12 protein-coding genes are annotated in these 13,812 nt (G+C 71.7%); 3 read left to right on the top strand and 9 right to left on the bottom strand.

The genetic code is table 11. The annotated features are described in order from the left end of the window. The first annotated feature begins 31 nt into the window (after positions 1-31). Positions 32-1,147: an ABC transporter ATP-binding protein gene (locus tag QRN23_RS02675; RefSeq protein WP_123571475.1), complete on the top strand. Its 1,116-nt coding sequence runs from the start codon at positions 32-34 to the stop codon at positions 1,145-1,147. 80 nt (positions 1,148-1,227) lie between these two features. Continuing rightward, the gene (locus QRN23_RS02670; RefSeq protein ID WP_043595993.1) at positions 1,228-1,950 is read left to right on the top strand and encodes an ABC transporter ATP-binding protein; all 723 of its coding nucleotides are present in this window, start codon (positions 1,228-1,230) and stop codon (positions 1,948-1,950) included. Between the two features lie 520 nt (positions 1,951-2,470). On the opposite strand, the gene QRN23_RS02665 is transcribed toward QRN23_RS02670, so the two are convergent. From QRN23_RS02665 to groES, 3 genes are all read right to left on the bottom strand, one after another. Further along, the gene (locus QRN23_RS02665) at positions 2,471-3,793 is read right to left on the bottom strand and encodes an ABC transporter substrate-binding protein (RefSeq protein WP_056043452.1); all 1,323 of its coding nucleotides are present in this window, start codon (positions 3,791-3,793) and stop codon (positions 2,471-2,473) included. 162 nt (positions 3,794-3,955) lie between these two features. Continuing rightward, complete coding sequence (gene rarD, locus QRN23_RS02660) at positions 3,956-4,936, bottom strand: EamA family transporter RarD (protein ID WP_192122950.1); 981 nt, start codon at positions 4,934-4,936, stop codon at positions 3,956-3,958. 196 nt (positions 4,937-5,132) lie between these two features. Next, on the bottom strand, positions 5,133-5,429 hold the full coding sequence (groES, locus tag QRN23_RS02655) for a co-chaperone GroES (protein WP_043595988.1): 297 nt from the start codon (positions 5,427-5,429) through the stop codon (positions 5,133-5,135). A 144-nt stretch (positions 5,430-5,573) separates the two neighbouring features. Here groES and QRN23_RS02650 point away from each other — a divergent pair, with 144 nt between their 5' ends. Beyond that, positions 5,574-6,767 carry a class I SAM-dependent methyltransferase gene (locus tag QRN23_RS02650; protein WP_159825000.1) on the top strand — a complete coding sequence of 398 codons (1,194 nt, stop codon included), beginning with the start codon at positions 5,574-5,576 and terminating at the stop codon, positions 6,765-6,767. 150 nt (positions 6,768-6,917) lie between these two features. On the opposite strand, the gene QRN23_RS02645 is transcribed toward QRN23_RS02650, so the two are convergent. The 6 genes from QRN23_RS02645 to QRN23_RS02620 all read right to left on the bottom strand — a co-directional run bounded on the left by QRN23_RS02645 (position 6,918) and on the right by QRN23_RS02620 (position 13,622). Further along, positions 6,918-7,979 (bottom strand): DUF4190 domain-containing protein, encoded by a 1,062-nt coding sequence (locus tag QRN23_RS02645; RefSeq protein ID WP_285062404.1) that lies wholly within the window; start codon positions 7,977-7,979, stop codon positions 6,918-6,920. 179 nt (positions 7,980-8,158) lie between these two features. Continuing rightward, on the bottom strand, positions 8,159-8,563 hold the full coding sequence (locus tag QRN23_RS02640; protein ID WP_192122952.1) for a DUF4190 domain-containing protein: 405 nt from the start codon (positions 8,561-8,563) through the stop codon (positions 8,159-8,161). A gap of 118 nt (positions 8,564-8,681) precedes the next feature. Beyond that, positions 8,682-9,719, bottom strand: coding sequence for a tRNA (adenosine(37)-N6)-threonylcarbamoyltransferase complex transferase subunit TsaD (gene tsaD, locus QRN23_RS02635; RefSeq protein WP_173154850.1), 1,038 nt, complete (start codon positions 9,717-9,719; stop codon positions 8,682-8,684). Between the two features lie 68 nt (positions 9,720-9,787). After that, complete coding sequence (gene rimI / locus QRN23_RS02630) at positions 9,788-10,321, bottom strand: ribosomal protein S18-alanine N-acetyltransferase (RefSeq protein ID WP_285062402.1); 534 nt, start codon at positions 10,319-10,321, stop codon at positions 9,788-9,790. A gap of 2 nt (positions 10,322-10,323) precedes the next feature. After that, a complete protein-coding gene (gene tsaB, locus QRN23_RS02625; RefSeq protein ID WP_285062401.1) occupies positions 10,324-10,998 on the bottom strand; it encodes a tRNA (adenosine(37)-N6)-threonylcarbamoyltransferase complex dimerization subunit type 1 TsaB in 675 nt (224 codons plus the stop codon). A gap of 119 nt (positions 10,999-11,117) precedes the next feature. Continuing rightward, complete coding sequence (locus tag QRN23_RS02620) at positions 11,118-13,622, bottom strand: right-handed parallel beta-helix repeat-containing protein (protein WP_285062400.1); 2,505 nt, start codon at positions 13,620-13,622, stop codon at positions 11,118-11,120. Positions 13,623-13,812: the final 190 nt, after the last annotated feature.

Here is a 13,812-nt window from a genome sequence, read left to right as displayed (position 1 = left end):
CACCAACGGACCGGCCTCGAGCGGCAGCACGCTGCCCCGCCGCGAGGGCTACGACTACGACCGCAGCGTCCTGCGTTCGAAGCTCACCACGGTCGAGCGGACCCCCGGGTCCGCCAAGCCCGACCCGATCCTCACGGTCGACAACGTCGTCCGACGCTTCGGCGGCATGACCGCCGTCGACGTCGGCCACGTCGAGGTGCAGCGCGGTGCCATCACGGCACTGATCGGCCCCAACGGCGCCGGCAAGACGACCTTCTTCAACCTGCTGACCGGCTTCGACAAGGCCTCGTCCGCCCCCACGGCGTTCAAGCGCAGCGGCCCGGGCGTCGCGAAGTGGGTGTTCGAGGGCAAGGCCATGGGCAACGTCGGCGCCGCCAAGGTCGCCCGCTCGGGCATGGTGCGCACGTTCCAGCTCACCAAGGCGCTCTCGCGGCTCACGGTGATGCAGAACATGCTCCTGGGCGCGAAGGACCAGCCCGGGGAGAACTTCTTCGTCGCGATCGTCGCGCCGCTCTGGCGCAAGCGCGAGCGCGAGATCGAGGCCAAGGCCGAGGACCTCCTCGCCCGGTTCAAGCTGCTCGAGAAGAAGGACGACTTCGCCGGCAGCCTCTCGGGCGGCCAGCGCAAGCTGCTCGAGATGGCCCGTGCCCTGATGAGCGACCCGGCCATGATCATGCTCGACGAGCCGATGGCCGGCGTGAACCCGGCACTGACGCAGTCGCTGCTGGGGCACATCCAGAGCCTGCGCGACGACGGCACCACGGTGCTCTTCGTCGAGCACGACATGCACATGGTCCGCCACATCTCGGACTGGGTGATCGTCATGGCCGAGGGACGCATCGTGGCCGAGGGCCCGGCCGACACGGTCATGGACGACCAGGCCGTCATCGACGCCTACCTGGGTGCACACCACGACACCGACCTGGGCGACGACTCGCTGCTCGACGACGCCACGCTCGAACAGCTCGAAGAAGAGGTGGCACGCGAGGACGCGGCCCGCGCGGCCGAGGCGACCAGCGCCTCCTCGTCGACGGGCGGCGTCGCCGGACGCGACCTGCCCGGCCACCCCGACCCCTCGACCCCGCAGGCCACGAACGCGGCCGACGACCAGCTGTCCGACGGACGGCAGAGCGGAGACAAGCGATGAGCACGGCACAGGACGGCGCGGGCGCCACCACCGCGGCCAAGCACCCGGGCACCGAGAAGTTCGCGGGCGTCGAGCCGGTGATGAACGCGACGGACCTCGTCGCGGGCTACCTGCCCGGCGTCAACATCCTCAACGGGTGCGACCTCGTCTGCTACCCGGGCGAACTGATCGGCATCATCGGCCCGAACGGCGCCGGCAAGTCGACGCTGCTCAAGGCGCTCTTCGGCCAGGTCAAGATCCACTCGGGATCGGTCACGCTCGGCGGGACCGACATCACGAACCTCAAGGCCAACAAGCTGGTCGAGGCGGGCGTCGGCTTCGTCCCGCAGACCAACAACGTGTTCCCCTCGCTCACCATCGAGGAGAACCTGCAGATGGGCATGTTCCTGCGGCCCAAGAAGTTCGCCGAACGCCTCGAGGTCATCTACGACCTGTTCCCGGTGCTCGCCGACCGTCGCGGCCAGCGTGCCGGCTCGCTCTCGGGCGGTGAACGGCAGTCCGTCGCCATGGCCAGGGCCCTGATGATGGACCCGAAGGTGCTGCTGCTCGACGAGCCGTCCGCCGGCCTGTCGCCCGTGCGCCAGGACGAGACGTTCATCCGCACCCGCCGCATCAACAAGGCCGGCGTCTCGGTGATCATGGTCGAACAGAACGCCCGCCGCTGCCTGCAGATCTGTGACCGCGGCTACGTCCTCGACCAGGGCCGCAACGCCTACTCGGGCACCGGCCGCGAGCTGGCCGACGACCCCAAGGTCATCGAGCTCTACCTCGGCACCCTGGCGAAGGACGTCGACGCGTCCTGACGCCCCCGGTGGCGCCCTGAGGCCCCGATCACGCCCCGGCGTGGTCGGGGCCTCGTGCGTGCGTCCGGCGCCAGGGGCCGGGCGCCGGCGTCTGGCGCCGGGCGCCGGGGACGCGGGTGCTGCGCGCCGCGTCTCGTGCAGCGCACCCGGTCTCGACGCGGTGCGGTGCACGAGACGCGGTGCGGAGGGAGTGCGACGCCACGCCCGGTGGGGCCAGGGGACGAGGAGGCGCGGCCCCGGAGGGCGCGGACGTCGCGACCGTCCTGCGGCCCGCCTCCGCGCCTCCCTGGCACGCAGAAGGGCCTTGGCGCCGGGACGTGCCGTCGTGCACACCGCGTTTCGTGCACCGCACCCGGTCTCGACGCGGTGCGGTGCACGAAACGCGGTGTGACGAGGTGTGGGGCGGGGCGGACAGGTGCTGGGCCGGGGCCGGGGCCGAGACCCGACACGGCACCTCCTCGGCACGCCGAAGGGCCCGGCACGATGACTCGTGCCGGGCCCCGGGTGGTGCGAGGTGCCGTTATTCGACCTTGCCCTCGATGCCGGTCTGGTAGACGGGCTTGTTGTCGTCGTCGAACGTGTAGACGCCGATCGAGGCGGACGACGGGTCGTTGTTGTCGTTGAACGCTCCGATGCCCGAGGGGCCGGTGTAGTGGATGTCGTCACCGGCGTCGAGCGCGGTCTTGCAGTCCGCGTACGTCGTGCACTCGGTGCCGCCGTCCGCTCCGGAGACCGCGGCCATGTTGGCCTGGATCGTCCCGGCGTCGGTGCCGCCACCGGCCTGTGCCGCGAGAGCGGTCAGGATGACGGCGTCGTACGACTCGGCCGCGTACGAGAAGTCGGCCAGGTCGCCGCCTTCGCTCGCCTTGTAGCCGGCCACGAGCTTCGACTTGAAGTCGGCGCTCGCGTCGGCACCGGGGATCGTGCCCTTGGCGCCCGCGAGGGTGCCGGGCTCGAAGTCGGCGCTGTAGTCGGCCGTGTTGCCGTCGGACATGTAGACCTTGCTCATGTCCCAGCCCTGGCTCTTCAGCTCGGGCACGATCGACTTGGTCTCGTCGAAGGCCAGGATGACGATCGCGTCGGGCTCGGCGGCGATGGCCGCCGACACCTCGGACGAGAAGGTGGTCTGACCGGGAGGGAACTCTTCGCCCTTGCCGGTGCCGCCGTAGACGACGGTGCCGCCCGAGCTCTCGATCGACTTCTGCGTCGAGTCGCGCAGACCCGTGCCGTAGGTGTCGTTGAAGACGAGGAACGCGACGTTGGCGTTGCCGTCGGCCGTGATCTGCTGGCCGAGCGCCGAGCCCTGCACCGAGTCCGGCGGAGCGGTGCGGTAGTAGTAGGACGAGTAGCCGCTGAGCGAGCTCGCCGTGTTGGCGGGCGAGATCTCGATGATGCAGTTGCTGGTGAGCTGGTCGACCACGTTGAGCGTGACGCTCGACGACTCGGCACCGAGCACGACGGGCACCTTGGCGTCGATCAGCTGCGTCGCGGCGTTGCTCGACACGGTCATGTCGTTGCTGTCGCCCGAGTCGGTGCTGGTCGAGATCTCGGCCGGCTGGTCGAGCACGCCGCCGGCGGCGTTGATGTCGCTGATGGCCAGGTTGGCGCCCGCGATGGCGGGCGGGCCGAGGTAGGCCAGGGTTCCGGTCAGCGGCAGCATGGTGCCGATCGCGAAGGGATCGGTGCTGGGCGTCCCGACCTCGCACTTGGCGGCGGGATCGGCCTTGGCCGACGACGACGACGAGGCGTCGTCAGAGGGAGATGCCGTCGAACAGGCAGCGAGCAGCACGGAGGCTGCGCCGGCGAGAGCCAGTGCTCGGAGGGCGGTGCTGGATCGGATCATCCGTGGAACCCTTTCGTGGACAGCGGCAGTGCAGCCCGACCGGTGGCGGTCGAACCTGCCGCGATTGGTCCGAAACTAGGGGTCGAATGTTTCTGGCGTGTGTTCTCGACGTCAAAGTGACGTTTCGTTAGCCATTCGTGACTTTGCGAGGGATGGTCGCTTCTAGGTGGTCGGGGCCACGGCGAGGGGCCGGCGCGATCGTCGCCCTGCACGGACCATGTCGACGGTCAGCACGATCGATGCGACCCAGACGATGGCGAAGCCGACCCACCGCGCGGTCGACATGTGCTCGCCGAGCACGACGACCCCCACGACGAACTGCAACACGGGAGCGACGTACTGGGTCAACCCCACGGTCGTCAGGGGCAACCGACGCGTCGCCGAGGCGAAGAGCAACAGGGGCACGGCCGTGATCACGCCCGTGCCGATCGTGGCGAGGGTGTGCCCGACGCTCACGGTGCCGAGCACGACGCCGCCGCCGAGGCCCGTCACGTGCAGCACGATCAGGGTGACGGCCGCGAAGGGGGCGATCCAGAGCGTCTCGAGCGTGAGCCCGCCGACCGCGTCGACCCGACCGCCGACCTGCTTCTTGACCAGGCCGTAGAGCCCGAACGAGAACGCGAGAACGAGCGAGATGAACGGCGGCCGGCCAGCCCCGACGGCGATCACGAGGACGGCGACGGCGCTCAGCCCGACGGCCACCCACTGGGTCGTGCGGAGACGCTCGCGCAGCACGACCACGCCGAGCAGGACGGTGACGATCGGGTTGATGAAGTACCCGAGCGCCGCCTCGACCACGTGCCCGCTGAGCGTCGCCGAGATGAAGACCGTCCAGTTGACGACGATGAACGCGCCGGCCACCCCCATGGTGGCCACCAGGCGCGGCTGTCGCAGCAGGGCCAGGAACGAGCGCAGCGCCCCCGTCACGACGAGCAGCACCGCGCAGAAGACGAGCGAGAAGAGCACCCGCCAGGCGACGATCTCGAACGGGCCGGCCGGGGCCAGCAGCAGGAAGTACACCGGCAGGACGCCCCAGAGCCCGTAGGCCCCCAGGGCGTAGGCGAGGCCCGCCCCGCCGGCCCCGTCGACGCCGAGCCCCGAGGTCGGGGCGGAGGGGGACGAGGAGGCGCGGGTCGAGGTCACCAGGCGACTCTAGGTGGCTGCGCCCGCCGCCGGAACGGCCACTCCTGCCACCGTGGATCGATCGACGGACGACGACGCCTGGGGACGGGCCCTCGTCGGCCGGCACGGTGCCGACACGGCGAAGGCCCCTGCCGGAGCAGGGGCCTTCGGGACGGCGACCGGGGTCGCGGAGCACGGCCGGAGCCGTGCCGGGGTGCTAGCGGACGATGACCGCCAGGACGTCGCGAGCCGAGAGCACGAGGAGGTCTTCTCCGCCGTACTTCACCTCGGTTCCGCCGTACTTGCTGTAGATGACCTTGTCGCCGGTGGCGACGTCGAGCGGCACGCGGTTGCCGTTGTCGTCGATGCGGCCCGGGCCGACCGCCACCACTTCACCCTCTTGGGGCTTCTCCTTGGCGGTGTCGGGGATCACGAGACCCGAAGCAGTGGTCTGCTCGGCTTCGACCTGACGAATGACGATGCGATCTTCGAGCGGCTTGATGCTGACCGACACGGGTGACCTCTTCTTTCTCGGTGCTACGAAAACATGGGGGCTGGCACTTGCCGGGGGCGAGTGCCAGAACAACTGTAGGACGAGACTGGCACTCGGTCAATCCGAGTGCCAACGCGTCTGCCCGCGTGCGTCACACTGGACGACATGGATTCCTCCGAGCTGCTCGAAGTCCTCTCGCCCGAGGGGCTGCGGCTGCTCGACTCGCTGCCGGCGGGCGGCGCCTCCGGTGACGACGTCGTCGGCACGGTGGCCGCGTTGCGCAAGCAGGGCCATTCCCCCGCCCTCGTGTCGGCGGTGCTCACACAGGCCCGGCTCCGCGGCCGGGCCGTGGCCAAGTTCGGCGAGTTCGCGAGCCGCATGCTGTTCACCGAGGCGGGCCTCGAACAGGCCACGCGCCTCCCGGTCGCCGCCCGCCACGCCGGACGCTACGCCGCGGCGGGGATCGGCAGCGTCGCCGACCTGGGCTGCGGCATCGGGGGCGACGCCCTGGCCTTCGCCGCACTCGACCTCGACGTGCTCGCCGTCGACCGCGACGAGGTGACCGCGGCCGTCGCCTCGTACAACCTCGCGCCGTGGCCGTCGTCACGGGTCGAGCAGGGGGACGCCGCCACGACCGACCTCGCAGGCGTCGAGGGGGTCTTCCTCGACCCGGCGCGACGGACGTCCGGCCACACCGCCACCAAGCGCCTCGCCGATCCGGCCGACTGGTCCCCCGGCCTCGACGTCGCCTTCGGCTTCGCCGACCGCCTGCCCACCGGGATCAAGCTCGGTCCGGGCGTCGACCGCGAGCTCCTGCCGACGGACGCCGAGTGCCAGTGGATCTCGGTCGACCGCGACGTGGTCGAGGTGGGCGTGTGGTTCGGGCCGCTCGCGCGGCCGGGAGTGGGTCGGTCCGCCCTGGTGATCGGCACCTCCGGGGCGTCGGAGTTGACGGCCGCCGCCGACTCGGACGACGTCGACCCGGGCGACCTCGGCGAGTACCTCTACGAACCCGACGGCGCCGTGATCCGGGCACGCCTCATCGGCGACCTGGCCCGCTCGATCGACGCCCGGATGATCAGTCGCGACATCGCCTGGTTGACGACGGAGGCGCGGGTCGAGACCCCCTTCGCACAGGGATTCCGCGTGCTCGAGACGTTCCCGCTCGACGAGCGGACGCTGAAGCGCGAGCTGCGGGCCCGGGGCATCGGGCGACTCGAGATCAAGAAGCGCGGAGTCGACGTCGACCCCGCGACGTTCCGCAAGCGACTCTCGTTGCAGGGGACCGGGTCGGCGACCCTCGTCCTCACCCGGGTCGCGGGGCGGCACACCGCCCTGCTCTGCGAGCGCCTGGTCTGACGCCGGGCGGGACGCGAGAGCGGCGGGTCTCGCTGCTGTCCGACCCCCGCCGTCGCGCCTTCGTGGTGACGCACGAGTGGGCAGAAGACGCTTCTCGCCCCTGCGGCGACGCCTCCTGCCCACTCGTGCCCCACCGAGGTGGGGCCGGGCTCAGTACCCGCCGTAGTAGTCGGAACCCGACGAGAAGCCGGCGATGAAGAGGCCGAAGGCGATCCAGCCGATCACGATGAGCACGACGCCGGCGTAGCCGACGATGAGCCCGGTGAGCCAGAACCCCCTCGCGTGACGCTCACGCGACATGCCCAGGTGCCCGAGCACGATGCCCGCGATGGACGCCACGATCGAGAGCCCGAAGGTGAAGGGCGCGAGCACGAGACCGGCGATGGAGCCGATCATCGCCAGGAGGCTGAGGAGGCGCGGGGGCTGTGCGGCGCCGGCCGAGGCGTACGGCGGGTAGGGCGAGCCGTAGGCCTGCTGGCCGTACGCTCCGCCGGGCTGGCCCTGCTGGCCGTACGGCTGCTGGCCGTAGGGCTGCTGACCGTACTGTCCGACGGGCTGACCCTGCTGGCCGAAAGACTGCTGACCGAACGACTGCTGACCGTACGGCGCACCGGACTGCCCGGAGGGCTGATGCCCCTGGGGCTGTTGGCCGTAGCCCTGGGGCTGACCGTACCCCGGCTGCTGGCCCTGAGGCTGGCCTTGGCCCGAGGGCTGCCCCTGTGGCTGCCCGTAGCCAGGTCGCTGACCCTGAGGCTGCTGGCCGTACCCCGGCTGCTGGCCGTACCCCGGCTGCTGCCCGTAGCCCTGCGGCCGGTTCTGCGCCTGCTGCCCGTAGCCCTGCTGCCCGTACCCCGCTGGCGGCTGTGCACCCGGCTGGCCGTAGGGCGGCCGGGGCGGCTGAGGAGCACCCGGCGGGACCTGCCCCGGACGGGACTGCGGCGCCGGGGCGCCCTGGGGTGCCCCGTACGGCGCCGACCCCGTCGGCGGCACGCCGGCCCCGGCGTAGGGCGACGACGCGGGCGGCTGGGACGACGGCTGCTGGGAAGCGGCTCCCGGGAAGGCGGTGGGAGGCAGCGGCGGTGGGGCGGTGGCCGCGTCGCCACCCTCGGTCGGGCGCATCGGGGGCGCGGTGGGTGCCGCGGGCGGCGTCGGAGCCGAGGGCGCGGTCGGCGCCGAGGACGGCTTCTCGGGGGTGGTGTCGTCGGTGGCCATCAGCTGCCTTTCGCGAGCGGTGCGTCGGTCGTGCCATCGGGGCGGCCGGTCACACCCGTGACGGTCGCGTCCCGGGACACGAAAGGGCCCGCACCGTCCGGTGCGGACCCCGTCATGCTAGCGAGGCCGCCGATGAGCGGCCCCTGGGAGGCGTCGCCCACGCGGGCGCGCCCGCGGCCTCAGGAGTTGTAGCTGCCGTCGTAGAGGTCGGGGTTGCTGGCGATCGCACCGAAGACGACGAAGAGCAGGATGATCGTCAGGATCGTCAGCGCCACGACGACGTAGCCGAGGATGAGCCCCGTCAGGGCCATCCCCCGGCCCTCTTCGCCCCGCTTCTTGATCTGGCTCAACGCCATGTGGCCGGTGACGATGGCACCGATGGCCGTGATCGAGGTCACGAAGCCCGCGATGCCGAGGATCATCGACACGAGGGCGAGGGTGTTGCGCTGACCGGGACGAGCGCCGTTCTGCCCCTGGTAAGAGGGCTGACCACCGGAGGGCTGCCCCGGGTAGGCCGGCTGCTGGCCCTGGTAGGGGTTCTGCGGCGAGGGCTGGCCGTGGGGCGTGGGGTTCTGGTCGGTCATCGGAGACGTCCTTCTGCTGAGGGTCGGCCGGTGACGGCCGCGGTCGGTCGAGCGCCCATGCTATCGGCGGCCCATGGCCTGTGACCGGGGGCGGGTCGCCCGGGCCCCGCCGAGGGGTTCAGACGGCCTGGACCGTCGTCACGGGCAGCGTCGAGTCGGCCCCGAAGTCGAGAGGCGAGGGCGCCCGACCCCGCGACACGAGCTCGGCACCGAGTGCCGCGATCATGGCGCCGTTGTCGGTGCAGAGCGAGAGGGGCGGCACGCGCAGCTCGACCCCGGCCGCCGCACAGCGTTCGGCCGCGAGCTCGCGCACGCGGGCGTTGGCGACGACTCCCCCGCCGAGCAGCAGGCGGGGGACGCCTCGGTCGGCGCAGGCCGCGAGGGCCTTGGTGAGCAGGACGTCGGCGACGGCCTCGCGGAAGCTGGCGGCGACGTCGGCGACGGGCACCGCGCCTCCTTCGCTGCGACGCTGTTCGACCCAGCGGGCGACGGCCGTCTTCAGCCCCGAGAACGAGAAGTCGTACCGGTGCTTCGCGAGGTCCTTCGGGAGGGTCAACCCGCGCGGGAAGCGGACGGCCCTCGGGTCGCCGCCTTCGGCGACACGGTCGATCTGCGGCCCGCCGGGGTAGGGCAGGCCGAGCAGGCGGGCCACCTTGTCGAACGCTTCACCCGCGGCGTCGTCGATCGTCTCGCCGAGCAGTTCGACGTCGTCGACGAGGTCGCGCACGTGCAACAACGAGGTGTGACCGCCCGAGACGAGCAGCGCGATGGTCGGCAACTCGAGTTCGCTGCCGTCGGCGCGGAGCACGTCCGCCCCGACGTGGCCGACGAGGTGGTTCACGGCGTAGAGGGGTTTGCCCGTCGCCAGGGCGAGGGCCTTGGCGGCACCGACGCCGACCATGAGCGCCCCGGCGAGCCCGGGTCCGCTCGTCACGGCGATCGCGTCGAGCTCGGCCGTCGTCACGCCGGCCTCGGCGAGCGCCGCGGCGAGGGCGGGCTCGAGTGCCTCGAGGTGCGCGCGCGCGGCGACCTCGGGCACGACGCCGCCGTAGCGGGCGTGCTCGTCCATCGACGACGAGATGACGTTGGCGAGGAGGGTTCGGCCGCGGACGATGCCGATGCCGGTCTCGTCGCAGCTGGTCTCGATGCCGAGCACGAGGGGCTCGCGGACGGCGGGCTCGGCGGCCGCCTGCTCGGCGGCGGACGAGGAGGCGCGGGTCGCGGTCACGGGCGGACGTCCTGTTCGTCGAGGGGCACGTCGTCGATCGGCTCGAGGGCGCCCGCCGTGGTCTCGGTGACGGCCGGCGGGACGCGCAGTCGCATGACGACCGCGTCGACCCCGTCGGGCATGTAGTACCGGGCACGGACGGCGAGCCGCTCGAAGCCGAGCGTCTCATAGAGGTGCTGCGCTCCGGGGTTGTCGGCCCGCACCTCGAGGAACACCTCGCGCACCCCGCCGTGACGGGCCTCGGTGAGCAGCTGGGTCAGCATCGCCCGTCCGAGCCCGCGCCCCTGGTGCTCGGCGAGGACGGCGATGGTCTGGATGTCGGCCTCGGGAGCTCCCTTCAGCGCCAGCATGCCCGCGTAACCGATGACGGTGGTGTCGTCGCCCTCGGCTGTGGCGACCAGGTAGCGACCGCCGGGGGCGGTGAGCTCGTGCGTCATGCTCGCCCGCGACCAGGCGTCGGTGAGGAAGGTCGACGTCTCGATGGCCATGATGCCGTCGAGGTCGTCGAGGGTGGCCGTGCGCAGCAGCACGCTCACTGCGTGACCGGCTTCGGGCCGGCCGACGGGGTGACGTCGGGTTCGCGCAGGTACAGCGGCTCGGCGGCGGCGAAGGCGCGGCCGTGCTCGAAGAGCCGCTCGGCGAGCATTCCCAGCGCGGCCGCCGAGACCGTCGTCGCGTCGGGGTCGGTGCGCGGCCAGGACGAGGAGGCGCCGGTCGCCTCGTCGAGGTCGGCCGGCCTCACGAGGGCGGGGCCGGCCACCCGCACGGGCAGGCCGTCGTCGTCGAGCCCCGACCACGAGCTGTGTGCCACCTCGCGGCGACGGGCGTCCGTGACGACGACGAGCGGCGAGTCGACGGACCCGCCGGAGGCGCCGACGGAACGGCCCGCCGCCGCCGAGAGTCGTTCGAACGCGACGGCGTCGTGACTGCCGACCGAGAGGCACGGCACCCCCGCACCGAAGGCGAAGGCCCGGGCGGCGGCGATGCCGACCCGCAGGCCGGTGAAGGGGCCCGGGCCCCGACCGGCCACCACGGCCGAGAGTTCGGACGGGGTCACGCCGGCCTCGCGCAGGGCGTCGTCGATCAGACGGCCGATCACCTCGGCATGTCGCCGGGTGTCGGCGACCGTGTGCTCGGCGAGGACGCCGCCGTCGCGGTCGACGACGGCGACGGACGAGCCGGCGGAGGTGTCGATGGCCAGGATCACGGGGTCAATCGTAGGCGGTGTCGACGAGGCGACCCGCGCCTCCTCGACCGGTGCCCCGTCGACCCCGGACCGGACGCGACGACGCCCGGCACCACGAGGTGCCGGGCGTCGTCGGTCGATCAGAAGGCGCCGATGCGGCGGGCGGTCCCGGGTTGCCCGAGGAGCGCCGCGACGTCCGCCGGCAGGGTGGACACGATGCCGAGCGACGAGGCGAGCAGGCTGCCCATGCCGCCGAGGTCGAGCACCCCGGACGTCTCGACGTTGCGCCACGACCCGTTCTTGGCCGACAGGGCGGCGACCGAGTCGAGGCGGGTCACGGTCTTGTTGTCCCCGGCTCCCCAGCCGACGAGCGTCGCCTGCGCCGTGGTGCGTCGCTGGTTGAAGGCGTTGCCCGTCACCGTGATGCCCATGGAGTCGGCCGACCGGTTCGTCTTGCCGTCGAGGACGAAGATCTGGTACGAACCACCACTGCCGAAGGCGTTGTTGGCGATGGTGATCTTGCCCGTCACCCAGGTCACCGTCGGATCGGGCAACGGACGGCGACGGTCCTGGCCGGTGGAGGCCGTGGCCTGCCGACGTTCGTCCTGCGTGACCTTGATGCCGAACTGGCTGAAGCCGCCGATCGAGTTGTTGTAGACGCGGACGTCGTCGGTGTTGAAGATCTGCAGTCCGGCCTTGCCGCCCGTGATGGTGTTGCCGGCGACGACGGCCTTGCTCGAGAGCTCGAGCTGGATGCCCGTCCACTCGTTGCCCTCGGCCGTGTTGCCGATGACCTTGCTGTCGTAGACGGACTCGTCGAGCCAGAGACCCGAGCTGTAGTTGCGGCTGATGTCGTTGTTCGACACGGTGACACCGCGTGATCGCGTGATCTTGATGCCGCCCGAGACCGGCGCCTCCTTGAAGCGCTGCCAGTTGTTCTGACGGATCACCGAGTCGGTGATGCTCAGGTCGTACGAGGCGTTGGTGCCGATGCCGAGCAGGCCGCTGCGCTCGACCGTCAGCTTCGACAGGGTGCCACCGTTGTTCTCGAGGTTGATGCCGATCATGGCGTTGTCCTGGATCACGAGGTTCTCGGCCGTCGCCCCGGTGTTGCCCAGGCGGATGGCGCCTCGCTCGGCGTAGGGAGTCGCGTATCCCCGGACGCCGAAGCCACGAACCGTCGTGTCGGGCGACTGCACCCAGATGGCCTGGGCCTTGTTGCTGATGCGGATCGAGTGACCGGCCGGGTCGCTGCCGATCAGCATGCGGCCGGAGCCCGGGTCGGCCGCGAAGGTGCCCGGGACGAGACGGTCGGGAGTCACCTGGGTGAGCTGCACCCCGTCGAGGAAGACCTGGTCGGGACGAGCGGCGAGCGGGAAGGACGGCGACACGAAGCGGGGGTTGTCCGCCACGTTGTCCATGACCGACGACGGGAACGCCGACCACGGGGTGCTCCACCCCGAACCCGACCGCGACCACGACGTGACCGGGACGGAGCCGTCGAGCCAGACGGCCTCGCGGGGGTAGGACTGGATCGTGACCTTCTTCTGGAAGGGCACGACGACGCTCTCGTTGTAGGTGCCGGCACGGAGGACGATCGTCGCCCCGGACTTCGCCTTGGCGACGGCTGCCGCGAGGGTGCGCAGCGGCGCCGCCTGCGTCCCGGCCGCGCCGTCGTCGCCCGACGGCGACACGACGATCGCGCCCGAGGGAACGGGGTAGGAGGCCGAGCCGACCGGGAGCGAACCCCGCGAGCCGACGGGAGCGACCTCGGGCGCGGGTGCCGGAGCAGGCGCAGGAGCAGGAGCAGGTGCAGGTGCAGGTGCAGGCGTCGGCGTCGGCGTCGGCGTGGGCGTCGGCGTGGGCGCCGGCGTGGCGTCCGACGGGCTGCCGATGACGACGAGGTCGTCGAACGACGTGCTCGAGCGGGCCGTGTTGCCGGCGCTGGCGTACTGCCAGAGGCCCACGGACCCGCCCTGCGAGACGCGGTCCGCCGCAGAGTCCGAGACGGCGAGCTGCCAACCCGGCTCGGCGGAACCGTCGACCCAGGCCTTGCCCTTGAGGGCGACGGCGGTCGTGCCCTCGGCACGGAACGAGACGGCCAGGGTCGAACCCGGAGTCACGCTGGCGGGAAGGGCGACGCGGCCGAGCAGGGTCTCGCCGGACTTCTTCACCTTGGTCACCGCGAGGGCCACCTTGCCCGAGCTGCCCGACTCCAGTCGGCCTCGGTAGGCGGAGCCGTCACCCTGGCGACGGAGCTCCCAGCCCTGGTAGAAGCCGGCCTTGGTCTTCGGCAGGGAGACCGTGCCCTCGACCTCGACGTCCTTGACCGACACGCTCGCGAGGGTCGCCGTCGCGGTCGAACCGGGAGCGAGGTCCGAGATGGTGGAGGTGCCGGACCCGACCGTGAAGGACGCCTTCGACGGACCGGACCAGGTCGACCAGGCCCCTCCCTTGTCGGCGGACCCCCAACCGGTGGTCGACGTGCGCGCCGACGAGTCGGTGGCGACCGTGGTCGGGGCCGCGGAGGCGCTGGTGACCGGGACGAGGACCCCGGCCACGACGGCGAGGGCCGTCGCCAGGGCACCCACGGCGGTGCGGACGCGGACGGGCGGAGAGAGGCGGTGCTCGGGGGCGCTGGGCATCGTCACTGCTTTCATCAAGGGAAGGTGTGGGCGATCCCGCGACATGCCTCGGGGACGGAGGCTCGTGCGAGAGGAAGAACACCACGCCGTGCCCCCAGGACGGGGGCTTGCGCGGGATGGATCTGAGGGGACGGAATCTCACCCGGTCAGGACAAGAGGTGATCTTGTTACATTCACGCGTACTCCGCAA

It is taken from the genome of Frigoribacterium sp. ME-P-080, from assembly GCF_030209595.1.
In the GTDB taxonomy this organism is placed as follows: Bacteria; Actinomycetota; Actinomycetes; order Actinomycetales; family Microbacteriaceae; genus Frigoribacterium.
Note: the sequence above shows the minus strand (reverse complement) of the source record. Positions and strands in the feature narration are given on the sequence as shown.

Excerpts from the sequence above, each read along its gene's own strand:
- QRN23_RS02645 (WP_285062404.1), bottom strand. The coding sequence starts at position 7,979 with ATGGCCACCGACGACACCACCCCCGAGAAGCCGTCCTCGGCGCCGACC.
- QRN23_RS02670 (WP_043595993.1), top strand. The coding sequence starts at position 1,228 with ATGAACGCGACGGACCTCGTCGCGGGCTACCTGCCCGGCGTCAACATC.
- QRN23_RS02640 (WP_192122952.1), bottom strand. The coding sequence starts at position 8,563 with ATGACCGACCAGAACCCCACGCCCCACGGCCAGCCCTCGCCGCAGAAC.
- QRN23_RS02665 (WP_056043452.1), bottom strand. The coding sequence starts at position 3,793 with ATGATCCGATCCAGCACCGCCCTCCGAGCACTGGCTCTCGCCGGCGCA.
- QRN23_RS02650 (WP_159825000.1), top strand. The coding sequence starts at position 5,574 with ATGGATTCCTCCGAGCTGCTCGAAGTCCTCTCGCCCGAGGGGCTGCGG.
- QRN23_RS02620 (WP_285062400.1), bottom strand. The coding sequence starts at position 13,622 with ATGCCCAGCGCCCCCGAGCACCGCCTCTCTCCGCCCGTCCGCGTCCGC.